Annotated in this window: 23 protein-coding genes and 1 pseudogene; 18 read left to right on the top strand and 6 right to left on the bottom strand. The window is 61.9% G+C overall.

Annotated features, from left to right (window positions below; genetic code table 11):
• Positions 1-6: 6 nt before the first annotated feature.
• Positions 7-1,110, top strand: coding sequence for a sigma-54 interaction domain-containing protein (locus ACP7CJ_RS04890; RefSeq protein WP_247402608.1), 1,104 nt, complete (start codon positions 7-9; stop codon positions 1,108-1,110).
• Here ACP7CJ_RS04890 and ACP7CJ_RS04885 read toward each other — a convergent pair.
• Complete coding sequence (locus ACP7CJ_RS04885; protein ID WP_276197346.1) at positions 1,099-1,464, bottom strand: antibiotic biosynthesis monooxygenase; 366 nt, start codon at positions 1,462-1,464, stop codon at positions 1,099-1,101. The genes ACP7CJ_RS04890 and ACP7CJ_RS04885 overlap by 12 nt on opposite strands.
• 100 nt (positions 1,465-1,564) lie before the next feature.
• Here ACP7CJ_RS04885 and soxR point away from each other — a divergent pair, with 100 nt between their 5' ends.
• The 9 genes from soxR to ACP7CJ_RS04840 all read left to right on the top strand — a co-directional run bounded on the left by soxR (position 1,565) and on the right by ACP7CJ_RS04840 (position 8,519).
• Positions 1,565-2,014, top strand: a complete 450-nt coding sequence (soxR, locus tag ACP7CJ_RS04880; protein WP_276197345.1) for a redox-sensitive transcriptional activator SoxR — start codon at positions 1,565-1,567, stop codon at positions 2,012-2,014.
• A gap of 354 nt (positions 2,015-2,368) precedes the next feature.
• A complete protein-coding gene (locus ACP7CJ_RS04875; RefSeq protein ID WP_426099344.1) occupies positions 2,369-3,571 on the top strand; it encodes a PepSY-associated TM helix domain-containing protein in 1,203 nt (400 codons plus the stop codon).
• Positions 3,568-4,104 carry a thiamine pyrophosphate-binding protein gene (locus tag ACP7CJ_RS04870; RefSeq protein WP_276197343.1) on the top strand — a complete coding sequence of 179 codons (537 nt, stop codon included), beginning with the start codon at positions 3,568-3,570 and terminating at the stop codon, positions 4,102-4,104. Before ACP7CJ_RS04875 ends, ACP7CJ_RS04870 begins: the two co-directional genes overlap by 4 nt.
• Complete coding sequence (locus tag ACP7CJ_RS04865) at positions 4,101-4,430, top strand: hypothetical protein (RefSeq protein ID WP_276197342.1); 330 nt, start codon at positions 4,101-4,103, stop codon at positions 4,428-4,430. The genes ACP7CJ_RS04870 and ACP7CJ_RS04865 overlap by 4 nt, the downstream gene beginning before the upstream one ends.
• Positions 4,427-4,987 (top strand): DUF6162 family protein, encoded by a 561-nt coding sequence (locus ACP7CJ_RS04860; RefSeq protein WP_426099345.1) that lies wholly within the window; start codon positions 4,427-4,429, stop codon positions 4,985-4,987. The genes ACP7CJ_RS04865 and ACP7CJ_RS04860 overlap by 4 nt, the downstream gene beginning before the upstream one ends.
• Positions 4,988-5,006: 19 nt before the next feature.
• Positions 5,007-5,927, top strand: coding sequence for a metal ABC transporter substrate-binding protein (locus tag ACP7CJ_RS04855; protein ID WP_426099346.1), 921 nt, complete (start codon positions 5,007-5,009; stop codon positions 5,925-5,927).
• The gene (locus ACP7CJ_RS04850; protein ID WP_426099347.1) at positions 5,924-6,670 is read left to right on the top strand and encodes a metal ABC transporter ATP-binding protein; all 747 of its coding nucleotides are present in this window, start codon (positions 5,924-5,926) and stop codon (positions 6,668-6,670) included. Before ACP7CJ_RS04855 ends, ACP7CJ_RS04850 begins: the two co-directional genes overlap by 4 nt.
• Complete coding sequence (locus tag ACP7CJ_RS04845; protein ID WP_276197338.1) at positions 6,667-7,566, top strand: metal ABC transporter permease; 900 nt, start codon at positions 6,667-6,669, stop codon at positions 7,564-7,566. The genes ACP7CJ_RS04850 and ACP7CJ_RS04845 overlap by 4 nt, the downstream gene beginning before the upstream one ends.
• Positions 7,566-8,519, top strand: coding sequence for a metal ABC transporter substrate-binding protein (locus tag ACP7CJ_RS04840; RefSeq protein WP_426099348.1), 954 nt, complete (start codon positions 7,566-7,568; stop codon positions 8,517-8,519). The genes ACP7CJ_RS04845 and ACP7CJ_RS04840 overlap by 1 nt, the downstream gene beginning before the upstream one ends.
• A gap of 142 nt (positions 8,520-8,661) precedes the next feature.
• Here ACP7CJ_RS04840 and ACP7CJ_RS04835 read toward each other — a convergent pair whose 3' ends face one another.
• Positions 8,662-9,375, bottom strand: a complete 714-nt coding sequence (locus ACP7CJ_RS04835; protein ID WP_276197336.1) for a UTRA domain-containing protein — start codon at positions 9,373-9,375, stop codon at positions 8,662-8,664.
• A 351-nt stretch (positions 9,376-9,726) separates the two neighbouring features.
• Here ACP7CJ_RS04835 and ACP7CJ_RS04830 point away from each other — a divergent pair, with 351 nt between their 5' ends.
• The 6 genes from ACP7CJ_RS04830 to ACP7CJ_RS04805 all read left to right on the top strand — a co-directional run bounded on the left by ACP7CJ_RS04830 (position 9,727) and on the right by ACP7CJ_RS04805 (position 15,014).
• Positions 9,727-10,794: an ABC transporter substrate-binding protein gene (locus tag ACP7CJ_RS04830; protein ID WP_276197335.1), complete on the top strand. Its 1,068-nt coding sequence runs from the start codon at positions 9,727-9,729 to the stop codon at positions 10,792-10,794.
• Between the two features lie 113 nt (positions 10,795-10,907).
• Entirely contained in the window at positions 10,908-11,714 is an 807-nt protein-coding gene (locus ACP7CJ_RS04825; protein ID WP_276197334.1) for an alkaline phosphatase family protein, read from the top strand.
• A 5-nt stretch (positions 11,715-11,719) separates the two neighbouring features.
• A complete protein-coding gene (locus ACP7CJ_RS04820; protein WP_276197919.1) occupies positions 11,720-12,556 on the top strand; it encodes an ABC transporter permease in 837 nt (278 codons plus the stop codon).
• Positions 12,543-13,343 (top strand): ABC transporter permease, encoded by an 801-nt coding sequence (locus ACP7CJ_RS04815; protein ID WP_276197333.1) that lies wholly within the window; start codon positions 12,543-12,545, stop codon positions 13,341-13,343. The genes ACP7CJ_RS04820 and ACP7CJ_RS04815 overlap by 14 nt, the downstream gene beginning before the upstream one ends.
• Entirely contained in the window at positions 13,340-14,329 is a 990-nt protein-coding gene (locus ACP7CJ_RS04810) for an ABC transporter ATP-binding protein (RefSeq protein WP_276197332.1), read from the top strand. The genes ACP7CJ_RS04815 and ACP7CJ_RS04810 overlap by 4 nt, the downstream gene beginning before the upstream one ends.
• Before the next feature lie 31 nt (positions 14,330-14,360).
• Positions 14,361-15,014 (top strand): HAD family hydrolase, encoded by a 654-nt coding sequence (locus ACP7CJ_RS04805; RefSeq protein WP_276197331.1) that lies wholly within the window; start codon positions 14,361-14,363, stop codon positions 15,012-15,014.
• A gap of 128 nt (positions 15,015-15,142) precedes the next feature.
• Here ACP7CJ_RS04805 and ACP7CJ_RS04800 read toward each other — a convergent pair whose 3' ends face one another.
• Positions 15,143-16,105 (bottom strand): zinc-binding dehydrogenase, encoded by a 963-nt coding sequence (locus ACP7CJ_RS04800; RefSeq protein ID WP_426099350.1) that lies wholly within the window; start codon positions 16,103-16,105, stop codon positions 15,143-15,145.
• A 138-nt stretch (positions 16,106-16,243) separates the two neighbouring features.
• On the opposite strand from ACP7CJ_RS04800, the gene ACP7CJ_RS04795 reads away from it, so the two are divergent.
• The gene (locus tag ACP7CJ_RS04795) at positions 16,244-18,325 is read left to right on the top strand and encodes a carboxy terminal-processing peptidase (protein ID WP_426099351.1); all 2,082 of its coding nucleotides are present in this window, start codon (positions 16,244-16,246) and stop codon (positions 18,323-18,325) included.
• A 124-nt stretch (positions 18,326-18,449) separates the two neighbouring features.
• A pseudogene (locus ACP7CJ_RS04790) lies at positions 18,450-20,219 on the top strand (bifunctional diguanylate cyclase/phosphodiesterase).
• On the opposite strand, the gene ACP7CJ_RS04785 reads toward ACP7CJ_RS04790, so the two are convergent.
• The 3 genes from ACP7CJ_RS04785 to ACP7CJ_RS04775 all read right to left on the bottom strand — a co-directional run bounded on the left by ACP7CJ_RS04785 (position 20,216) and on the right by ACP7CJ_RS04775 (position 21,473).
• Positions 20,216-20,587 carry a hypothetical protein gene (locus ACP7CJ_RS04785; protein WP_247404699.1) on the bottom strand — a complete coding sequence of 124 codons (372 nt, stop codon included), beginning with the start codon at positions 20,585-20,587 and terminating at the stop codon, positions 20,216-20,218. The pseudogene ACP7CJ_RS04790 and the gene ACP7CJ_RS04785 sit on opposite strands and share 4 nt — an antisense overlap.
• A complete protein-coding gene (locus ACP7CJ_RS04780) occupies positions 20,584-20,922 on the bottom strand; it encodes a helix-turn-helix domain-containing protein (protein ID WP_276197327.1) in 339 nt (112 codons plus the stop codon). The genes ACP7CJ_RS04785 and ACP7CJ_RS04780 overlap by 4 nt, the downstream gene beginning before the upstream one ends.
• Before the next feature lie 92 nt (positions 20,923-21,014).
• Positions 21,015-21,473: a YkvA family protein gene (locus tag ACP7CJ_RS04775; RefSeq protein ID WP_276197326.1), complete on the bottom strand. Its 459-nt coding sequence runs from the start codon at positions 21,471-21,473 to the stop codon at positions 21,015-21,017.
• Between the last annotated feature and the right edge of the window lie 268 nt (positions 21,474-21,741).

Here is a 21,741-nt window from a genome sequence, read left to right as displayed (position 1 = left end):
GTGCCCATGCAGCTTTTAACCTTACCGCCCTCGCCCGCCCTCGCCACCTCGATCCGCGCCACGGCCCAGGTCTTCGAAGACCCGAAATCCCAGGCGCTGCTCGACCATATCCAGCAAGTGGCGCCCAGCGAAGCCAGCGTGTTGATCATCGGCGAAACCGGGACCGGTAAAGAGCTGGTGGCGCGCCACATTCATAACCTCAGCGCACGGCGTAACCGGCCCTTTGTGGCGGTGAACTGCGGCGCGTTTTCCGAATCCCTGGTGGAGGCCGAACTGTTCGGCCATGAAAAAGGCGCCTTCACCGGCGCCCTCAGCGCCAAGGCCGGCTGGTTCGAAGAGGCCGACGGCGGCACCTTGTTCCTTGATGAGATCGGCGATTTGCCGATGGCGATCCAAGTCAAATTGTTGCGCGTGCTGCAAGAGCGGGAAGTGGTGCGCCTGGGCTCGCGCAAGAGCATTCCCATCGATGTGCGCGTGCTGGCGGCGACCAACGTGCAGCTGGAAAAAGCCATCAACGCCGGGCATTTCCGCGAAGACCTCTACTACCGCCTCGACGTGGTCAGCCTGGAGCTCAGCCCGTTGCGCGAGCGTCCCGGCGACATCCTGCCGCTGACCCGACACTTCATCCAAGCCTACAGCCAGCGCCTGGGCTACGGCCCGATCACCCTCAGCCGCGAGGCCGAACACAAGCTAAAAAGCTACAGCTGGCCGGGCAATATCCGTGAGCTGGAAAACGTGATTCACCACACCTTGCTGATCTGCCGTAATGGCCTGATCGAACGCGACGATTTGCGCCTGTCGAACCTGCGCATAGAGCGTCAGGACGACAGCCAGCACAGCACCGATAACAGTGCCGAAGCCTTGCTTGAACGGGCCTTTCAAAAGCTGTTCGAGGAACAGGCCGGCGCCCTGCATGAAAAAGTCGAGGACGCATTGCTGCGTGCCGCCTACCGCTTCAGCCACTACAACCAGGTCCACACCGCCAACCTGCTGGGCCTGAGCCGCAACGTCACGCGCACGCGCCTGATCAAGATCGGCGAGCTGGCGGTGAACAAGCGCCGTCCGGGGGAAAACGTACAGGGTGAGCGTATGCTGCACCTATCCATTTAGACGGCAGTGCAACGCATTGTCATGGCTGCGCTCGAAACTGCGCAGCACCTGGAACGAACCGAAGGTCACGGCCGTGGCCTGGTGGGCGCGTATCAGTGCCCAGAAATCTTCCTCGCCGTGCTCAAAACGCTGGAAGGCCGCCTCGCCGTCCTCGCGCGAGCGCCATTGCAGGTAATTGAGTACCCGCCGCCCGTCATCGCTGACCTGCACACTCGCGTTGAGAAAGCCGCCGTGCCCCTGCGCCAGGCGCTCACTCTGGGTGGATAACGCCGCGACCAGGGCGAGCTGTTGTTGGGGCTCGACCTGAAACTCGATCAATTGAGTGAAACTGAGATTCTTCTCTGATACCTGCATGAACACTCCCCTTTCTACGTAGGCAGAATCTTGCGATTCGATGCCACGCAGGGTAAAACCTCTAGTTAAGTCAAGGTCAAGCGTCTATCTGGAGTTTTTCATGGTTACCAAGGAGCTCACTGTCGGCCAACTGTCGGCCCGCAGCGGCGTGGCGGTCACGGCGCTGCATTTTTACGAAACCAAGGGGCTGATTAAAAGCAATCGCAATGCCGGCAATCAACGGCGCTACCCCCGCGACGTCCTGCGCCGGGTGGTGGTGATCAAAATCGCCCAGCGCCTGGGAATTCCGCTGGCGACGATTGGTGAAGCATTGCAGACCTTGCCGGATGGACGCACGCCTACCGCTAAAGATTGGCAGCGTTTGTCGGCATCGTGGCGGCAGGATTTGGACGAGCGCATCAACAAGCTGATGCTCCTGCGGGACAAGCTCAATGGCTGTATCGGTTGTGGGTGTTTGTCGCTGGAGGCATGCCCGTTGCGCAATCAGGATGATCAGCTTGGCGAGCGTGGGCCAGGGGCTCAATTGCTCGAACCCACCACGCGCCAATAGGCTCTGACCGACGCATAAACCCACCAGCCAATACCGACTGCAATGAAAGGCCACATGCTCACTTGATGCGTCGGTATCCGCGCAAGCAACAGCCTCGACCAAAGTCCGCCCCGCCAAGGTGCCACGTCCGACAGCGCGCGGAAAAAAGGGATACCGAACAAACGGGCGGTCATCCCCATCCCCCCGACCATCGTCCCGCCTGAATGTGAACCTGAAACATTTACTTTCATATATGGGTTAGGGATTTCTCATTCTCATCCGTCTTAACTTAGATACAGCCCGTCGCGTCAGCAAAAGCTACGACCGGCCTTTTTCGGGCCCTCATTGCCCCCTCCGATCAAGACCCCCATTCACATGTCGAAGAAGTCACGCTCAAAACTCTGGTTCCTCGTACACGGCTGGCTGGCATTACCCATCTGGTTCTTTGTACTGATTGTCTGTGTCACCGGCACCCTGGCGGTGGTCAGCCAGGAAATCGTCTGGCTGGCCAACCCGGAAATTCGCGCAAGCAAGCCGTCGGATGATGCCGAGCCGCTGAGCTATGACCAGGTGATCAGCGCCATCAAACGCGCCGAGCCCCAGGTCATCGTGCAATCCATCGTCCGCCCGGACGAGTCGCACTTCGCCCTGAGTGTCGACCTCAGCTACCCCGACGGGCGCTCGGTGGAGGTCTACGTCAACCCGTACACCGGGGCGATCCAGGGCATCAGCCCGGCGTTCGACTTCAAACAATTCACCCGCGCCCTGCATGGTTGGTGGCTGGTGCCGTTCAGCAATGGGTTCAGTTGGGGCTGGTACCTGGTCTCCGCGCTCGGCCTGCCGTTACTGGCGTCGTTGATCACCGGGCTGGTGGTGTACAAACGCTTCTGGAAGGGCTTTTTGCGCCCGACCCTGCGCGTCCGCCATGGCGCGCGAATCTTCTGGGGCGACTTCCACCGCCTGAGCGGTATCTGGTCGATCTGGTTTATCGCGGTCATTTCCATCACCGGCACCTGGTTCCTGATTCAAGCGATCCTGGGGGATAACCAGATTTCCATCTCCAGCGAACCCATCGTGCCGGTGATTGCCCGGGAGAACGTGCCAATGTCCGCCCCCGGCGTGCCGGCGCCGATGATTGCCCTGGACGACGCGATCGAAATCGCCAGCCAACGGATTCCGGGGCTGGAGACCAGTTTTGTGTTCCTGCCACTCAACGCCTACAGCCATCTGCAGATCGGCGGGCGAGGCTGGTACCCGTTGATGTACCAGACCGCACAGATCAACCCCTACACCGGCGAAGTGGCGGTTTCGCACCTGCTGTCCAACCGCTCGACACTCGAGTTCGTCACCGAGTCCATGCGCCCGCTGCACACCGGCGACTTTGGCGGGCTGTGGATCAAGCTGATCTGGGCATTCTTCGGCCTGGTACTGAGCATGATGGTCTTGAGCGGCCTGCTGATCTGGACCAAGCGCACAGCCCTGGCCACCCTCCACGCCTTCAAGCGCAGCCACAAGGCGCCACGCCAAGCGGCATCCATCCCGGCCATGCAGGCTGAAACTTCGGAGGGCAACCGATGAGCAAGCTCGCTGCTGCAACGCCTTCGCCGCTGCGGGCCGTTTGGCTGAAATGGCGGTTCCACATAAACGTCCTGCTGTTGCTGGTGCCCCTGGGTTTCATGCCCAAGTACTTTGCCGACGCCGCGCTGTTTCGCGGTGACAGCGGCATCGGCGAGCGGGTGGCCGGCGAGGTGCAGGTAGGCCCCTGGAGCCTGACCCTCGCCGAGTTCCGCAACGAAGGCCCGCGCCCGGACCCGGCCGGCCCGATGAAATTCTTCAACGCAGCCCTGTGCGCCGCCTGCGCCGACCAGGTCAAGGCGACCTACCTGCGTATCGGCAAACCCCGCAGCCTGCGCGCCGCCGGGGTGATCTTCTTCGGCACGCCATACCGCATGGGCGCGCTGCTGCCGGTGCCCGAACGCACGCCGGCCAACGCCGAACTGTGGGTCACCATGGAAGGCTGGGACGGCACGATGCACCAGGGTTCCATTTCGCTGAGCCAGGCCTCGCCTGCCACCATTGCCTGGCTGAACAAGCAAGGAGTCAAACCATGACGTTGATACGCCTGAACCGCGCCTGCATCGCGCTGTTGCTGTGCGCCGGTTTCTGTCCCACCGCCCTGGCCCACAACCCGATGTGCGAATGCAAGGAAATCCCCGGCGAACAGATCCAATGTACCGGCGGTTTTTCCGACGGCAGCGGCGCCCCCGGCGTGACCCTGGATGTGATCGGCTACGACGAAACCATCCTGGTGCCCGGAAAACTCGGCGCGGATTCGACGCTGACCTTCAAGAAGCCGTCCGCTGAGTTCTATGTGCTGTTCGATGCAGGCCCCGGTCACGTCGTTGAAATCGACCAAGCGGATATCCAGCCTCAATGAGCACGACACAGGTTGTACGCCCCGCCGGTGCCGGCCACGAAACCCTCTATGTGCTGCTGCTGTGCCTGATCATCCTGGCAGTGGCCGGTACGGTGGTGGCCCTGCACGGTGAAACCCAGACCGTGGTCGCCGTGCCCAGCCACCAGTTGGACGCTCGCCGCGACCTCAGCGCCGCCGAGCAAGGCATCTACGCCGACCTGCGCGTGACCCTCGACGAAATCCACCTGCTGCAGCAGGAACACAGCGCCCTGCCGACGCCCGCACGACTGGCCGAAGAAGGCTTTGCGCCGTTTGCCCAGGACGCCAGCTCGCTCAGCCGTGGCGATCATCGCTGGCAGTTGCTGGCGCCGTCGGCCTACCTGGGCGTGAGCCAGACGCCGGCCAGCAGCGGCTCGCTGCTGATGCGGGTGCAAGGCGCCGAGCCGGACATCTGGCTCAACCGCCGCCAGGGCCTTGCCGCCCCCTCCGACCTCACTGACCAGGCGCTGATCGCGGCCGGCTGGCAGCAGGTGGTCGCGCAATTCGATGCCGGCGTGACCCGCCAGCACCGTCACTGACCGAGAAGACCGAGTGCCCATGTCTATTTCATCGCCCCTTGTACGCCTGCTGCTGGTCAGCCTGATCAGCCTGCTGCTCGCCCCGCTGGCGAATGCCGAGACGGCAAAGCGCCTGCGGGTCGGCATCACCCTGCACCCTTATTACAGCTACGTCGCCAACATCGTCGGCGACAAGGCCGAGGTGGTGCCGCTGATTCCGGCCGGCTTCAACCCCCACGCCTACGAGCCACGCGCCGATGACATCAAGCGCATCGGCACCCTGGATGTGATCGTGCTCAACGGGGTCGGCCACGACGACTTCGCCGACCGCATGATCGCCACCAGCGAGCGCCCGGACATCCCGGTGATCGAAGCCAACGCCAACGTGCCGCTGCTGGCCGCCACCGGTAATGCCGCACGCGGCGCGGGAAAGGTGGTCAACCCGCACACCTTCCTGTCGATCAGTGCGTCGATTGCCCAGGTCAACAACATCGCCCGCGAGCTCGGCAAGCTCGACCCGGACAACGCCAAGGCCTACACCCAGAACGCACGCGCCTACGGCAAGCGCTTGCGCAAGATGCGCGCCGATGCCCTGGCCAAGTTGACCAGCGCGCCCAACCCGGACCTGCGCGTCGCCACGGTCCACGCGGCCTATGACTACCTGCTGCGCGAGTTCGGCCTGGAAGTCACCGCCGTGGTCGAGCCGGCCCATGGCATCGAACCCAGCCCGAGCCAGTTGAAGAAAACCATCGATGAATTGCGCGCCCTGGATGTGAAAGTGATCTTCTCGGAGATGGATTTCCCATCCACCTACGTCGAGACCATCCAGCGTGAATCCGGGGTCAAGCTCTACCCGCTGTCGCATATTTCCTACGGTGAATACAGCGCTGAAAAGTACCAAGTGGAAATGACCGGCAACCTCAACACCGTGGTGCGGGCAATTCAGGAGTCGGGGGTATGACGGCCGCGCAACGCTTGAGCGTGGTCAGCATCGGCCCGACGATTGAGTTCGACACGGTGGCGCTGACCCTGGGCCGCACCGTGATCCTCGATGGCGTGAGCTTCCAGGTGCAGCCGGGCAGTATCCACGCGCTGGTGGGCCCGAATGGCGGCGGGAAAAGCTCGCTGATCAAAACGCTGCTGGGGCAAACGCCGCACCAGGGGCAACTGCGCCTGGTGTGGCCGAGCACGCCCGGCACCATCGGTTATGTGCCCCAGGCGCTGGAGTTTGACCGGGGCCTGCCGATGACCGTGGATGACTTCATGGCGGCCATGTGTCAGCGGCGCCCGGCGTTTCTCGGGCTGTCCAGGCATTACGCCGGCGCCATCGGCGAGGCCCTGGAACGGGTCGGCCTGCAGGACAAACGCAAGCGCCGCATGGGCGCGTTGTCGGGCGGTGAACGCCAGCGCGTGCTGCTCGCCCAGGGGCTGATCCCGGCCCCGCAATTGCTGGTGCTGGATGAGCCGATGTCGGCCCTCGATGAAGCCGGTATCCAGGTGTTCGAACGGCTGCTCAATGACTGGCGCCGCGCCGGGATCACCGTGCTGTGGATCGAGCATGACCTGGAAGCCGTGGGCCGCCTGGCCGACCGCGTCACCGGGCTGAACCGCCGCGTGCTGTTCGACGCCACGCCCAAGGAGGCGCTGACCCCGGACCGCCTGCTGAGCCTGTTCTCCACCCACCCGCGGAGCCCGGCGCCATGAGTTATGAAGCGTTTCGCTTGATGGTCCAGGGCTGGGCCTCTTCCGGTTACCTGCCGGAGGCGCTGGCCTATGGTTTTGTGGTCAACGCCCTGCTCGCCGGCCTGCTGATCGGCCCGGTGCTCGGCGGCCTGGGGACGCTGGTGGTGGTCAAGCGCTTTGCGTTTTTCTCCGAAGCGGTCGGCCATGCCGCACTGACCGGCGTGGCCGTGGGCATTTTGCTCGGCGAACCCTACACCGGGCCCTATGGCGCGCTGTTCGGCTACTGCCTGCTGTTCGGCATCCTGCTCAATTACCTGCGCAACCGCACCGGCCTGGCGCCGGACACCTTGATCGGCGTGTTCCTTTCGGTGTCCCTGGCGCTGGGCGCGAGCCTGCTGTTGATTCTGGCGGGCAAGATCAACGTACACATCCTGGAAAACGTGCTGTTCGGCTCGGTGTTGACGGTCAATGGCAACGACCTGCTGGTGCTGGCGATTGTCGGCGCCCTGGTGATGGCCCTCGCCCTGCCGCTGTACAACCGCATCATGCTCGCCAGCTTCAACCCGCAATTGGCGGCGGTGCGCGGGGTGGCGGTGAAGACCCTGGATTACCTGTTCGTGATCCTGGTGACGTTGATCACCGTTGCGGCGGTCAAGGTCATCGGCGCGATCCTGGTGGGCGCGCTGTTGGTGATTCCGGCAGCGGCGGCACGCCTGCTGAGCCAGTCGCTCAAGGGCTTCTTCTGGATCTCCGTAGGGATCGCCAGCGTCAGCACGTTGTGCGGCATCCTGCTGCCGATCATCTTCGACCTGCCCATCCCCTCCGGCGCCGCAATCATCCTGGTCGCCGGTATCGCCTTCGCCCTCGCCGCCATCGCGCGCGGCACCGTGCCCAGCCTCAAAGGAAATCTTGGATAATGCGCACCGTCTTTCGCCCACTGGCCCTGGCCCTCGCTTGCTTGATCAGCACCTCGGCGCTGGCCGTCGACGGGTTTGATCCCAAGGACTTCAAAGTCAACCTGGGGCTGGGCCATGCGGCCCTGACCAAAGCGAAAAAACCGCTGAAGGTCCTGGCCTCGTTGCCCATCACCCATGGGCTGGCAGACCTGCTGCTTAAAGGTAGCGATGTGCAGCTCGAACGCGCCGCACCGGCCAACCTGCCCGGTTCGCGGCAGGTGTCCTACTTCACCGGCCGTGGCGCCCCGGCGCTGAGCAAGTTGGCGTTGGACGCCGATGCCGTCATCGGCCTGCGCTCGCTGTGGGCCGATGACCCGCTATACCCGGTGGCGCGGCGCAGCAATATCCGCATCGTCGAAGTGGACGCCGCGCGCCCGGTGGACGGTGGCTTGCCGGGGATCGCCGTGCAACCGGGCGTCAGCGATGGCTTGAACAGCCAGCCGTGGCAATCGAGCAACAATATGGGGCGCATGGCCGATGTGATGGCCGCCGACCTGAGCCGCCTGGCACCGGGCGCGAAGGCACACATCGACGCCAACCTGGCGGCCCTCAAGCAGCGCCTGCTCAAGCTCAACGCCGACAGCGAAGCGCGGCTGGCCCAGGCGGATAACCTGAGCGTGGTCAGCTTGAGCGATCACTTTGCATATCTGCTCAGCAGCTTGAACCTGGAAGTGCTCGACACCGACACACGCCCAGATGCCGATTGGACGCCCGAGGCCTTACAGCAATTGAGCACCCGATTGAAGGACAACGAGGTGGCCGTGGTGCTGCACCATCGCCCGCCGAGCGCGGCGGTGAAAACCGCAGTGACGGCCGGCGGCGCGCAACTGCTGGTGTTGAACATCGACGGCGCCGACCCGGTGACGGCGCTGGAAACCAATGTGGATCAACTGATCACAACCCTCACGCGCTGATATCGGTTTGTGGCGAGGGAGCTTGCTCCCGCTGGGCTGCGAGCAGCCCCAGTAGAGTCAGCGTGTTTTTCCAGATGCAACTCCATGGCAGGTTTTAGGGCCGCTTCGCGACCCAGCGGGAGCAAGCTCCCTCGCCACAGGGTTAAACCACGTCTACCCCTACGTGGATGGCATCATGCCGCCAGAACTCCAGGTCGCAGTCGATCAAGCGCTGATGCTGGTCATAGTTGACCCGGGCGATGCGCAAACCCGGGCTGCCCACCGACACGCGCAACGCGGCGGCGGCTTCCACCGGCAGTGAGGTCGGCACAATCTCGAAACGTACCCGCCCGTAGTGCAAGTCGTACTTGCGGGCGTACAGCTCGGTCATCGACTGGTTCAGGTCGCAGGCCAGAATCCCCGGAAAATACTGCGGGTTCAGGTAGTGCTCCACATACAACACCAGACGCCCATCGATCCTGCGCCGGCGGCAAATCTGGATCACGCTGGACAGCGCCGGCAATTGCAGCCACGCGCACACCGCCGCCGACGCCGGTTGCAGCCGTGCGCTGATCACCTCGGTCGACGCCACGCGACCCTGGTCACTGACCATTGCGTGAAAGTGGCTGCGCTGCATCAGGTTGTAGGCCAGGCGCGGCGGTGAGACAAACCAGCCACGGCGCTCCTCGCGATAGATTTGCCCTTGGGCCTCCAGTTGTAACAAGGCTTCCCGCACCGTAATCCGGGTGGTACCAAACAACTCGCTGAGCTTGCGCTCGGCGGGCAGTTTGCTGGATGGCGGCAACAGGCCGTGATCGATCTGCTCTTGCAGCGCCAGGCCGATGGATGTCACCGCCTTGATTGCCTCATCACGCATCAACGTTACCTACCTGGACTAGACCAGCACCGTTCAGGTGCATAAATCGCTCGACATTTGGGCTTGTGCTTCTGCGTGCCAGCCTAGGCATTGCAGATGACCGACAGATGACAGCCCCTGTCGAGCCTTGCGACGAACCCTGCAATCCATCGGCCAAGTCCAAGGCCTGCGGGCGCTTTGGCATGGTCTACGCTAAACCTGCGCTGAGCGACATCGGCGCGCTAAAAACGACATCGACACGAAACTGTCATCCATCCCGCCTAGATTGGCTCAGGTATTGCTGACCTAGACCAACACCACCGCTAACGTTCGTATAAAACGCCGCGTTGAAAACGCCCAAAGGAGCTTCGGATGAAACAGCTTTTCCTGGCATCACTGTTAGGCTCGACCATTGCCATGTGCACCGCCGCCATGGCCGCTGATACCGATCTAAAAACGCTCGAAGCCGCCGCGAAAGCGGAAGGCGCCGTCAACAGCGTCGGCATGCCCGATGACTGGGCCAACTGGAAAGGCACCTGGGACGACCTGGCCAAGACCTACGGCCTCAAGCACATCGATACCGACATGAGCTCGGCCCAGGAAATCGCCAAGTTCGCCGCCGAGAAAGACAACGCCAGTGCCGATATCGGCGACGTCGGCGCCGCCTTCGGCCCGATCGCGGTGAAACAGGGCGTGGTTCAGCCTTACAAGCCAAGCACCTGGGCCCAGGTCCCGGATTGGGCGAAAGATAAAGACGGCAACTGGGCGCTGGCCTACACCGGCACCATCGCCTTTATCGTCAACAAAAAACTGCTGCACGGCTCGGACGTGCCAACCAGTTGGGCTGACTTGAAGACCGGCAAATACAAGGTCTCCATCGGTGACGTGAGCACCGCCGCCCAAGCCGCCAACGGTGTCTTGGCCGCCGCCATCGCCAACAAGGGCGACGAGAAAAACCTGCAACCCGCCCTGCTGATGTTCGCCGACATCGCCAAGCAAGGTCGCCTGTCCCTCGCCAACCCAACCATCGCCACCATGGAAAAAGGCGAAGTGGAAGTCGGCGTGGTCTGGGATTTCAACGGCCTGAGCTACAAAGCCAAGATGGCCAACCCGGATGACTACGTGGTGCTGATCCCATCGGACGGTTCGGTGATTTCCGGCTACACCACCATCATCAACAAATACGCCAAGCACCCGAACGCCGCCAAACTGGCCCGCGAATACATCTTCAGCGACGCCGGCCAGATCAACCTGGCCAAGGGCAATGCACGGCCGATTCGCGCCGAACACCTGACGCTGCCAAAGGAAGTACAGGACAAGCTGCTGCCGAACGAGCAATACAAGCGCGTCACCCCGATCAAGGATGCCGATGCTTGGGAGAAGAGTTCCAAGGCACTGCCGCAGAAGTGGCAGGAAGAAGTCATCATCAATATGCAGTAATGCCTGAGCTGTAGATGCGGTCAGTGTGGGAGCAGGCTTGCCTGCTCCCACATGTGTTCCGGTTCCAACCGCAAACCCGATCCAAACCCATCTGTTGCGGAGCGTCTCCCCCTATGAAGCACAACGTCATCCTTGTGGTGCTCGACGGACTGAACTTCGAGGTTGCCCGTCACGCCATGGGGCATCTGCAAGCCTACGTCGGCGCAGGACGCGCAGCACTGTACAAACTCGAATGTGAACTGCCGTCACTCTCCCGGCCGCTCTACGAATGCATCTTCACCGGCGTGCCGCCGATCGACAGCGGCATCGTCCACAACCATGTCTCGCGCCTGTCCAACCAGCGCAGCCTGTTCCATTACGCCCGCGACGCCGGTCTCACCACGGCGGCGGCGGCCTATCACTGGGTCAGCGAGTTGTATAACCGCACACCCTTTATCGCCGCCCGCGACCGTCATACCGACGACAAGACGCTGGCGATCCAGCACGGGCACTTCTACTGGCAGGACCACTACCCGGATTCGCACCTGTTCGCCGACGCCGAAAGCCTGCGCTGCAGACACGCACCGAACCTGCTGGTGGTCCACCCGATGAACATCGACGACGCCGGCCACAAGCACGGCCTCGACAGCGCGCAATACCGCAACAGCGCACGCTCGGCCGACATCCTCCTCGCCGACTACCTGCAAGGTTGGCTCGACGCCGGCTATCAAGTGCTGGTGACCGCCGACCACGGCATGAACAATGACCGCTCCCACAACGGCCTGCTGCCGGAAGAACGCGAGGTGCCGCTGTTCGTGCTGGGTTCGGCCTTCACCTTCGATGCCAACGCCACGCCCAAGCAAACCGAGCTGTGCGGCACCGTCTGCGCGTTGCTGGGCGTGCCCCACGACAAACCTGTCTGCCGGGAGCTGTTGAAGTGAGTGCCATGACCCGCAGCAAATGGCTCGCGATCCTGTGCCTGGTGCCCTTCGCGCTGTTCTTTATCGTGTTTGAAATTGCCCCGCTGGTGTGGGTGATGATCAACAGCCTGCAGTCGGAAGAGTTCGGCTGGGGCCTGGCCAACTTCAGCAAGATCTTCAGTTCGAAGTTCTACCTGCAGGCGATCCAGTACAGCCTGGAGATCAGCTTCTACTCCAGCGTGTTCGGCATCATCATTTCGGTGCTCGGCAGCTATTCGCTGCGCCGCGTGGATTCGCCGCTGCGCAACTTCGTCACCGCCTTCGCCAACATGACCAGCAACTTCGCCGGTGTGCCCCTGGCCTTTGCTTTCATCATCCTGCTCGGTTTCAACGGCAGCATCACCCTCATGCTCAAGCAAGCCGGGATCATTCAGGACTTCAACCTGTATTCCAAGACCGGCCTGATCATTCTCTACACCTACTTCCAGATCCCGCTGGGCGTGTTGCTGCTCTACCCTGCCTTCGATGCGGTGCGCGAAGACTGGCGCGAGTCCGCCGCCCTGCTGGGTGCCAACGGCTGGCAGTTCTGGCGCCACATCGGCCTGCCGGTGCTGACCCCGGCGCTGCTCGGCACCTTCGTGATCCTGCTGGCCAACGCCCTCGGCGCCTACGCCACGGTTTACGCGCTGACCACCGGCAACTTCAACGTATTGCCGATCCGGATCGCGGCGATGGTCTCCGGCGACATCTCCCTGGACCCGAACATGGCCAGCGCCCTGGCCGTTGTGCTGGTGGCGCTGATGACCGTGGTCACCGTGGTCCATCAACTGCTGCTCAAGAGGAGCTACCATGTCTCGCGCTGAAGCCGGCCCGGCCTCCCTCTACCACCGGGTCGTGGTGTACCTGTTGTTCGCGATCCTGGTGCTGCCGCTGATCGGCACCTTTGTCTACTCCATTGCCAGCAGTTGGTCGGCAACCATCCTGCCGGCCGGCTTCACCGTGAAATGGTACGTGCAGCTATGGAGTGACCCGCGCTTTCTGATGGCTTTCGGCCAATCCCTGTTGGTCTGCGTCGGCGCGTTGATTTTGTCGGTGGTGCTGATCCTGCCGCTGCTGTTCGTGGTGCATTACCACTTCCCCAAGCTCGACGCGCTGATGAACATTCTGATCCTGCTGCCCTTTGCGGTGCCGCCGGTGGTGTCGTCGGTGGGCCTGCTGCAACTCTATGGCTCCGGGCCGCTGGCGATGGTGGGGACGCCGTGGATTCTGATCGGCTGCTACTTCACCGTGGCGCTGCCGTTCATGTACCGCGCGATCACCAACAACCTGCAAGCCATCAACCTGCGCGACCTGATGGACGCCGCGCAACTGCTCGGCGCCAGCACCTGGCAGGCGGCGATCCTGGTGGTGCTGCCGAACCTGCGCAAGGGCCTGATGGTGGCGTTGCTGCTGTCGTTTTCGTTCCTGTTCGGTGAGTTCGTGTTCGCCAACATCCTCGTGGGCACCCGCTACGAAACCCTGCAGGTGTACCTGAACAACATGCGCAACAGCAGCGGCCACTTCACCAGTGCCGTGGTCATTTCCTATTTCTTCTTTGTGCTGGTGCTGACCTGGGCCGCCAACATCTTGAACAAGGACAAAAGCCAATGAGCTTCGTCAGCGTCCAACACCTGCAAAAAGGCTACGCCGGCACCCCGGTGTTCAGTGACATCAATTGCGAGATCGCCAAGGGCGAATTCGTCACCCTGCTCGGCCCGTCCGGCTGCGGCAAATCGACCTTGCTGCGCTGCATCGCCGGCCTGACCTCGGTGGACAGTGGCCAGATCCTCCTCGACGGCCAGGACATCGTGCCCCTGAGCCCGCAGAAACGACAGATCGGCATGGTGTTCCAGAGCTATGCGCTGTTCCCCAACATGACCGTGGAACAGAACGTCGCCTTCGGCCTGCGCATGCAAAAGGTCAACGCCGACGACAGCCACAAACGCGTGCAGGACGTGTTGCAACTGGTGGAACTCAAGGACCTGGCCGGGCGCTACCCGCACCAGATGTCCGGCGGCCAGTGCCAGCGCGTGGCCCTCGCCCGCTCCCTGGTCACCCGCCCGCGCCTGTTGCTGCTGGATGAACCGCTGTCGGCGCTGGATGCGCGCATTCGCAAGCACCTGCGCGAGCAGATCCGCCAGATCCAGCGCGAACTGGGCCTGACGACGATCTTCGTGACCCATGACCAGGAAGAAGCGCTGACCATGTCCGACCGGATCTTCCTGATGAACCAGGGCAAGATCGTCCAGAGCGGCGACGCCGAAACCCTCTACACCGCGCCGGTGGATGTGTTTGCCGCCGGGTTTATCGGCAACTACAACCTGCTCGACGCGGACAAGGCCAGCCAACTGCTGCAACGGCCGATCAGCGGGCGCATCGCGATTCGCCCGGAAGCCATCGAACTGAGCCGCAGCGGCGAACTCGACGCCCTGGTGCGCAGCCACAGCCTGCTGGGCAACGTGATTCGCTACCGCATCGAAGCGCGCGGCGTGGAATTGGTGGTGGACGTGCTCAACCGCTCGGCGGACGATCTGCACCCTGACGGCCAGCGCCTGGCACTTTCCATCGACCCAAGCGCACTGTGTGAAGTAGCCTGAGCGGCATTGCATTAATGAGAGAGCGTAACGGATGGCATTGGTAATTTTTGATTTGGACGACACCCTGATCCACGGCGACTGCGCCACCCTGTGGAGCGAGCAGATGGGCCGCCTGGCCTGGGTCGACCCCGAATCGTTCATGCGCAAGAACAACGAACTAATGGACGCCTACAGCCAGGGCAAGCTGGCCATGGAAGCGTTCATGGACTTCAGCCTGGAGCCGATGATCGGCCGCACGCCGGAGGAAATCGAGCATCTGGTGGAGCCCTGGGTGGAGGACGTCATCGAACCGCTGATCTACAGCGACGCCACCCGCACCATCGCCCGCCACCGCGCGAACGGCGACCGGGTTCTGGTGATTTCCGCGTCGGGCACCCACTTGGTCACACCGATAGCGGCGCGTATCGGTATCGATGAAGTATTGGGCATTGAACTGGATGTCAGCCACGGCGTGTACAGCGGCCGTACCGTCGGCGTCCTGACCTACCGCGAAGGCAAGATCACGCGCTTGCTCGAATGGCTGGAACAGGAAGGTGAAACCCTGGAAGGCGCGTACTTCTATTCAGATTCGCGCAATGATTTGCCGTTGCTGCTGAAGGTGGATCATCCGCAGGTGGTGAACCCCGACCCGGTATTGCGTGAGCACGCCGAACAGGCAGGCTGGCCGGTCCACCACTGGGTCTGACTCAACCGAGATCCAAATGTGGGAGGGGGCTTGCCCCCGATGGCGGTGGATCAGTGAAGAATTCTTCATCTGACACACCTCCATCGGGGGCAAGCCCCCTCCCACATTGACCTTATTCCAATTCGAGGTCAGGTCAGGCTGGCGTCGATCACCAACACCAATTTCCCGGAAATCTGGTTGGTCGCAAGCTCAGCAAACGCCGCCTCGGCATCCTTGATCGGGAAGGTCTTGGCCAGTTGCGGGCTCAAGCGGCCTTCGGCAAACAACGGCCAGACATGCTGGCTCAGATCACTGAACAGGTCGGCCTTGAACTGATCGTCGCGGCTGCGCAGGGTCGAGCCGAGCAGTTGCACACGCTTGCCCAGTACTTGCGCCAGGTCCAACTGCGCCTCGCGCCCGCCCATCAGGCCGATCAACACCCAACGACCGTCCAGGGCCAGCAGCTTGAGGTCCAGCGCCGCGTAGCTGGCGCCGACCGGGTCGAGGATGACATCGAACGGCCCGAAATCGCGCAGCCCTTCAATACCGTCCGTGCGCACCACACCGCCCTGGGCGCCGAGCGCTTGGCAGTAGGCGAGCCGCTCCGCCGAGCCGACACTGACCCAGCACGGGCTGCCAAAGGCCTTGCACAGTTGGATCGCCGCCGAGCCCACGCCACTGGCGCCGGCATGCAGCAACACCTTTTCACCGGGCCTGAGGCCCGCCAGTTGGAACAGATTCAACCACGCGGTGCTATATACCTCGGGCAAGGCCGCCGCTTCGGTCAACGACAGGCCTTCCGGCACCGGCAGCACATGGCGGGCGTCCACCACCACTTCCTCGGCCATGCCGCCCCCGGCCAGCAGCGCGCAGACGCGGTCGCCGACCTGCCAGGACGAGCCCGCGCCGACCTCGCTGATCACCCCGGAACACTCCAGGCCCAACACCTTGCTGACGCCCGGCGGTGGCGGATAAAGCCCCGCACGCTGCAGTAAATCGGCACGATTGAGCCCCGCAGCCGCCACACGAATGCGAACCTGACCTACATCGCATGTAGGACTTGGCTCATCCAACCACTCCACATGACCTTCAACGCCTTGCAATGCTTTCACAGTGCCTCCATAGTGAGTCTGGACTGAGCCCGTAGCTGTATCGCCGGGCTTTTTGCATTATGCGACCGGCCCATATGGAACCGGCGACTTCAAAGACGGCCTAATATGCGTTATCAATTGCCCCCGCGTCGAATCAGCATGAAGCATTTGTTCCCAAGCACCGCCCTAGCTCTTTTCATTGGTCTCGGCTTGTCGTCGATGTCGACCAATACGTTCGCAGCCAACAGCTGGGACAATCTTCAGCCTGATCGCGACGAGGTGATTGCGAGCCTTAACGTCGTCGAGTTGCTCAAGCGCCATCACTACAGCAAGCCGCCGCTGGACGACGCTCGCTCGGTGATCATCTATGACAGCTACCTCAAGCTGCTGGACCCGTCGCGCAGCTACTTCCTGGCCAGCGATATCGCTGAGTTCAACAAGTGGAAGACCCAGTTCGACGACTTCCTCAAGAGCGGCGACCTGCAGCCCGGCTTCACCATCTACAAGCGCTACCTGGACCGCGTCAAAGCGCGTCTGGACTTCGCCTTGGGTGAGTTGGACAAAGGTGTCGACAAGTTCGACTTCACCGAGAAGGAAAGCCTTCTGGTGGATCGCAAGGACGCCCCTTGGCTGACCAGCACCGCCGCCCTGGATGACCTGTGGCGCAAACGCGTCAAGGACGAAGTGCTGCGCCTGAAGATCGCCGGTAAAGAGCCGAAGGCCATTCAAGAGCTGTTGACCAAGCGCTACAAGAATCAGTTGGCACGTCTGGACCAGACCCGTGCCGAAGATATCTTCCAGGCCTACATCAACACTTTCGCGATGTCCTACGATCCGCACACCAATTATCTGTCGCCGGATAACGCGGAAAATTTCGATATCAATATGAGTCTGTCGCTGGAAGGCATCGGTGCCGTCCTGCAAAGCGACAACGACCAAGTGAAGATCGTGCGTCTGGTTCCGGCAGGCCCGGCGGACAAGACCAAGCAGGTTGCACCTGCCGACAAGATCATCGGCGTGGCCCAGGCCGACAAAGAGATGGTCGATGTGGTCGGCTGGCGCCTGGACGAAGTGGTCAAGCTGATCCGTGGGCCGAAAGGCAGCGTGGTGCGCCTGGAAGTGATTCCGCACACCAATGCACCGAACGACCAGACCAGCAAAATCGTGTCCATCACCCGTGAAGCGGTGAAGCTCGAAGACCAGGCCGTGCAGAAGAAAGTCCTCAACCTCAAGCAGGATGGCAAGGACTATAAGTTGGGCGTGATTGAAATCCCGGCCTTCTACCTGGACTTCAAGGCCTTCCGTGCTGGCGATCCGGACTACAAGAGCACCACGCGCGACGTTAAGAAAATCCTGACCGAGCTGCAGAAAGAAAAAGTCGACGGCGTGGTCATCGACCTGCGCAACAACGGCGGCGGCTCCCTGCAGGAGGCCACCGAGCTGACCAGTCTGTTTATCGACAAGGGTCCGACCGTGTTGGTACGCAACGCTGACGGCCGTGTCGACGTGCTCGAAGACGAGAACCCAGGTGCCTTCTACAAAGGCCCGATGGCATTGCTGGTCAACCGCCTTTCGGCCTCGGCTTCGGAGATTTTCGCCGGCGCCATGCAGGATTATCACCGCGCATTGATCGTCGGTGGCCAGACCTTCGGCAAAGGCACCGTGCAGACCATTCAGCCGCTGAACCATGGCGAACTGAAACTGACGCTGGCCAAGTTCTACCGGGTTTCCGGGCAGAGCACCCAGCATCAGGGCGTACTGCCGGACATCGACTTCCCGTCGATCATCGACACCAAGGAAATCGGCGAGAGCGCCCTGCCCGAAGCCATGCCGTGGGACACCATTCGTCCTGCGATCAAGCCGGCGTCGGACCCGTTCAAACCGTTCCTGGCGCAGTTGAAGGCTGACCACGACACCCGCTCCGCCAAGGATGCCGAGTTCGTGTTTATCCGCGACAAGCTGGCCCTGGCGAAGAAGTTGATGGAAGAAAAAACCGTCAGCCTCAACGAAATCGATCGCCGCAAGCAGCACACCGACATCGAGAATCAGCAGCTTGTACTGGAGAACGTCCGCCGCAAGGCCAAGGGCGAAGACCCACTCAAGGAACTGAAGAAAGAAGATGAAGACGCGCTGCCGACCGAGGAGGACAAAACCAAGCCGGAAGACGACGCCTACCTGGCCGAGACAGGCCGGATTCTGCTGGACTACCTGAAAGTGACAAAACAGGTGGCCAAGCAGTAAATGATGGCGATTTAATGTGACCTCTCTGCGGAGTGTCATCATATAGACATCATTCTGTCGTGAAATATAGGACCGCTGGCTCACCGCCTGCGGTCCTTTTTTTTCGATCGAGATCGAGATCGCCATGACCATGACCGAACAGCTGAATGCATTGGGCTCTATCCTGGCTCAAGGCAGTTTGCACAGCCTGTTCCAACCGATCATCAGCCTGTCCGAACGGCGCATCCTCGGCTACGAGGCCCTGAGCCGTGGCCCGTCCAACAGCCCACTGCACTCCCCCGTCGCCTTGTTTGCCGTGGCCAGGCATGCCGGGCGCCTCAGCGAACTGGAAATAGCCTGTCGCGAAAGCGCGTGTCGGCGGTTCAGCGCGCAGAAGTTGCCGGGCAAGCTGTTTCTCAACATCTCGCCGGAATCCCTGATGGAAACCGCGCACCAACCCGGCCGCACCCTGCAACTGCTGCGGGACTTCGGCATCCCACCGAGCCAGGTGGTGATCGAACTCACCGAGCAGACGCCCACCGACGATTTCGACCTGCTGCAAACCGCCCTGCATCACTACCGCGACATGGGTTTCGCCATCGCGCTCGACGACTTGGGCGCGGGGTATTCCAGCCTGCGCTTGTGGTCGGAACTGCGTCCGGACTACGTGAAGATCGATCGGCACTTTATCGACGGCATCCACCAGGACGCGCTCAAGCGCGAATTTGTCGGTTCTATCCTGCAGATCGCTCGGGCGTCGCGCGCCCAGGTGATTGCCGAAGGCATCGAGCTACCGGAAGAGTTGGCGGTGTTGACCGAGATGGGCGTCGATCTGGTCCAGGGTTACTTGCTCTGTCGTCCCCAAGAACACCCGTCGCAGGAAGCGCGCCTGATGCTACCCAAACCCGACAACGCCAACATTGCCCTCAGCGAAGAAGGCAGTGACCTCAGTGCCCTGCTCAACGAGCAGCCGGCAGTGGATCAGGACACCGCCACCGCCCTGGTGCTGGAGTCCTTCCGCCGCCAGGCCAACCTCAACTCCCTGGCAGTGCTGGATAGACACGGCCGGCCGGTCGGCATTGTGCATCGCCATTCGTTGTCCGACGCCCTGCTCAAGCCGTTCGCCACCGACCTGTTTGCGCGCAAGCCGATCAGCCGCTTGATGAGCGATGATTTTCTCGCGGTGGAGTTGAGCCAGTCCCTGCAATAGGTCAGCCGGCTGCTGACCAGTCGCGCCCGGCAACGCATCGAAGAAGACTTCATCATCACGCTGAACGGCGATTACCTCGGCCTGGGCCGGGTGATCGATGTGCTCAAGCTGATCACCGAGCTGAAGATCCAGCAGGCGCGCTACGCCAACCCGCTGACCCTGCTACCCGGCAACGTGCCGATCCAGCAATGCCTGACGCGGCTGTTGCAACAGCAACGCGAGTCGGTGATTTGCTACGTGGATATCGACAGCTTCAAGCCCTTCAATGACATCTATGGCTACGGGCGTGGCGACGAAGTGTTGCTGTGCCTGGCGCAATGCCTGAACGACCGGGTCGACCCCAGCCGCGACTTTGTCGGGCATATCGGCGGCGATGATTTTTTGCTGGTGCTCGGGCCGCAGGATTGGCGCAAACGGCTCAATCAACTGCTGGATGATTTCCACACCCAATGCCGACGCTTCTACCGCGCAGAACATCTGGACGCCGGCTGTTTTGTGGCCTCGAACCGCCAGGGTGTGCGCCAGGAATACGCACTGCTGTCGCTGTCCATCGGCGTGGTGCATTTGTATCCACAGGCCTGTGGACAACTCGATGCCAGCCAGTTGGCGGAGCTGGCATCCCAGGCCAAACACCATGCAAAGAATGTGGCCGGTTACAGCATCCATGTAATCGACAGCCTGGACATGCTGCCCCTGCCGGTTTAAGCCTCGGCGGATTCCGGATACTCGTACTCGAACACGCGCACCACTTCCGAAGCGTGCCAGGACGCGGCGGCCACGCCATCGGAAGGCCCGCAAAAGCGCCCCAGGCGCTCCACGCATTCAAAGAAACCGGTACGCGGCAGGCGGCTGGCGCCTTGGCTGATCACCAGGGAACTGCGCAATGGCTGCTCGGCTTTGGCGTCCAGCGCCGCCAGGTGTTCCAGGGCCGCAGTGAGTGTCTGCATCGCCGGCGTGGGAAATTGCAGGCGTTCCAACAGCGCACGGTAGGTCAGTAAGTGGCGCTGGCGGCGCGCCTGGTCCAGTTCGTTGAGTAACCCATCCCAGTGTTGACGGCTGATACGTAGGCTCAAGATTCATCCCTCCAACCTGCCACGCCCAATTCCCAGGCCAGGCTGCGACGGATCGCGGCATCCGGCTGGCGTTCACCCCTTTCGATCAATCCGAGGTACGAGGGGCTGATCCCCACGGTGCGGGCTAGGGTTTCGATGGCCAAGCCCTTGGCTTCGCGCAAGCCGCGCAGGTCTGCGAGCGGGTGCAGGTCCTGAGGAGGTGCGGCTTGGGCAGTAGAAGAAGGTACTGGCACGGGTTGCTGCTGACCGGCGGCTTTTAGCAGCGCCTGGTACTGATCCCATGGCAACACCGCGTACTCGGGCTCGCCATTCCGTGAAATTATCTGAATATCCATAACAGCCCCGTAGGATAACAACACTTACTAAGTAAGCACTTTCTTAGGAGTGTAATCCTAACAGCCACAAAGGTCGCAGGGGGATATCCGTGTCATGAGGCTTTTTGCGGGTTTTCCTGGGCCAGCAGCGCGGGCGTCGCCGGCAGGCGCTCAACCACGGCGAGCTTTTCCGGACGCTGTGCCTCACGCCAGGCGCGAAAGGCGCTCAGTTCGGCGCTCAGGCTCTTCATGACCCAGGCCAGCACGGCGATGTCGTCGAGCATGCCGAATACCGGGATAAAGTCCGGTATCGCGTCGATCGGGCTGAGGAAATACATCAGTCCTGCCACGACCGACACCAGCGCCTTCGGGCTGATCGCCCGGTACTCGCCCCGCCAGTAGGCCAGGCATAGGGCCTGGAGCAACTTGAGGTCATCCTTGAGCTTGCCGAGGCGGTTGCCCTGGCTTGCGCCCTTGGCCGCCACGGCGAACAACAACGTCGGCAAGCGCCCGCGCCCCAGCAGGCGCGCGGCCATGGGCAGGAAACGGGCGAAATTGAAGGGTGGTTTCATTCGGCACTCCAGTTCCATGGGTCAGAGAAGGTTATCCACACAAATTGTGGATAACCTTGTGAACAGAGCCTGTTTTCATGGCTGAAAGCCACGGTTTACAAGGCTCGTAGTCAGATCGGGCGTTTTTTGCGCACATCAAAAAAACCCAAGAATTCATTGACTTGGCGCTTGCGTCCGGCTACCCGCACTCGAGTCTTTTATCAGACTGTTGCAAGTGGCGGTTGTTCGTTTGGATTTGCACAGGCTGAGTGTGGAAGCACCCTGCACA

Source organism: Pseudomonas sp. PSPC3-2, assembly GCF_049897085.1.
GTDB classification, from domain to species: domain Bacteria; phylum Pseudomonadota; class Gammaproteobacteria; order Pseudomonadales; family Pseudomonadaceae; genus Aquipseudomonas; species Aquipseudomonas paraveronii.
The sequence above is the reverse complement of the archived record's forward strand: the minus strand, read 5'-3'. Positions and strand labels throughout refer to the sequence as shown.

What these genes read in the sequence shown, in the direction of transcription:
- ACP7CJ_RS04820 (WP_276197919.1), top strand. Translation starts at nt 11,720, where the DNA reads ATGACCCGCAGCAAATGGCTCGCGATCCTGTGCCTGGTGCCCTTCGCG.
- ACP7CJ_RS04850 (WP_426099347.1), top strand. Translation starts at nt 5,924, where the DNA reads ATGACGGCCGCGCAACGCTTGAGCGTGGTCAGCATCGGCCCGACGATT.
- ACP7CJ_RS04780 (WP_276197327.1), bottom strand. Translation starts at nt 20,922, where the DNA reads ATGGATATTCAGATAATTTCACGGAATGGCGAGCCCGAGTACGCGGTG.
- ACP7CJ_RS04845 (WP_276197338.1), top strand. Translation starts at nt 6,667, where the DNA reads ATGAGTTATGAAGCGTTTCGCTTGATGGTCCAGGGCTGGGCCTCTTCC.
- ACP7CJ_RS04865 (WP_276197342.1), top strand. Translation starts at nt 4,101, where the DNA reads ATGACGTTGATACGCCTGAACCGCGCCTGCATCGCGCTGTTGCTGTGC.
- ACP7CJ_RS04795 (WP_426099351.1), top strand. Translation starts at nt 16,244, where the DNA reads ATGAAGCATTTGTTCCCAAGCACCGCCCTAGCTCTTTTCATTGGTCTC.
- ACP7CJ_RS04875 (WP_426099344.1), top strand. Translation starts at nt 2,369, where the DNA reads ATGTCGAAGAAGTCACGCTCAAAACTCTGGTTCCTCGTACACGGCTGG.
- ACP7CJ_RS04835 (WP_276197336.1), bottom strand. Translation starts at nt 9,375, where the DNA reads ATGCGTGATGAGGCAATCAAGGCGGTGACATCCATCGGCCTGGCGCTG.
- ACP7CJ_RS04815 (WP_276197333.1), top strand. Translation starts at nt 12,543, where the DNA reads ATGTCTCGCGCTGAAGCCGGCCCGGCCTCCCTCTACCACCGGGTCGTG.
- ACP7CJ_RS04885 (WP_276197346.1), bottom strand. Translation starts at nt 1,464, where the DNA reads ATGCAGGTATCAGAGAAGAATCTCAGTTTCACTCAATTGATCGAGTTT.
- ACP7CJ_RS04775 (WP_276197326.1), bottom strand. Translation starts at nt 21,473, where the DNA reads ATGAAACCACCCTTCAATTTCGCCCGTTTCCTGCCCATGGCCGCGCGC.
- ACP7CJ_RS04810 (WP_276197332.1), top strand. Translation starts at nt 13,340, where the DNA reads ATGAGCTTCGTCAGCGTCCAACACCTGCAAAAAGGCTACGCCGGCACC.
- ACP7CJ_RS04855 (WP_426099346.1), top strand. Translation starts at nt 5,007, where the DNA reads ATGTCTATTTCATCGCCCCTTGTACGCCTGCTGCTGGTCAGCCTGATC.
- ACP7CJ_RS04830 (WP_276197335.1), top strand. Translation starts at nt 9,727, where the DNA reads ATGAAACAGCTTTTCCTGGCATCACTGTTAGGCTCGACCATTGCCATG.
- ACP7CJ_RS04860 (WP_426099345.1), top strand. Translation starts at nt 4,427, where the DNA reads ATGAGCACGACACAGGTTGTACGCCCCGCCGGTGCCGGCCACGAAACC.
- ACP7CJ_RS04825 (WP_276197334.1), top strand. Translation starts at nt 10,908, where the DNA reads ATGAAGCACAACGTCATCCTTGTGGTGCTCGACGGACTGAACTTCGAG.
- ACP7CJ_RS04870 (WP_276197343.1), top strand. Translation starts at nt 3,568, where the DNA reads ATGAGCAAGCTCGCTGCTGCAACGCCTTCGCCGCTGCGGGCCGTTTGG.
- soxR (WP_276197345.1), top strand. Translation starts at nt 1,565, where the DNA reads ATGGTTACCAAGGAGCTCACTGTCGGCCAACTGTCGGCCCGCAGCGGC.
- ACP7CJ_RS04840 (WP_426099348.1), top strand. Translation starts at nt 7,566, where the DNA reads ATGCGCACCGTCTTTCGCCCACTGGCCCTGGCCCTCGCTTGCTTGATC.
- ACP7CJ_RS04805 (WP_276197331.1), top strand. Translation starts at nt 14,361, where the DNA reads ATGGCATTGGTAATTTTTGATTTGGACGACACCCTGATCCACGGCGAC.
- ACP7CJ_RS04890 (WP_247402608.1), top strand. Translation starts at nt 7, where the DNA reads ATGCAGCTTTTAACCTTACCGCCCTCGCCCGCCCTCGCCACCTCGATC.